Below are 258 nucleotides of genomic sequence, written 5' to 3'. Positions count from 1 at the left end.
AGTGCCGCGGTCGGAGTCGCCGGCGCGGTAGCCCACGCGTTGGTCGTGGAGGTTGAAGCCGTACACCGGCTTCACCTGGTCGTACAGCGCCTTCAGCGTGCGCGCTTCCGGTGTCGCCAACATGCGCGCATCGCGGTTGATGTCGATGCCCTGCACGTTGCGGCGCTGGAAGCGCGCGGCGCCATCGGGATTGAGGATGGGCAGGATATGCAGCGTGGTTGCCGCGCGCAGCCGCTGCACCAGGGGATGGTCCGGGTG

The 258-nt window shown here is 68.6% G+C and carries 1 protein-coding gene; it reads right to left on the bottom strand.

The genetic code is table 11. The annotated features are described in order from the left end of the window. Positions 1–258 (bottom strand): M14 family zinc carboxypeptidase (locus tag M2D63_RS25890; RefSeq protein WP_285865901.1); only part of this gene is annotated, 258 nt, incomplete at both ends.

The organism is Pseudomonas sp. BJa5, assembly GCF_030272875.2.
GTDB lineage: Bacteria > Pseudomonadota > Gammaproteobacteria > Pseudomonadales > Pseudomonadaceae > Aquipseudomonas.
Note: the sequence above shows the minus strand (reverse complement) of the source record. Positions and strands in the feature narration are given on the sequence as shown.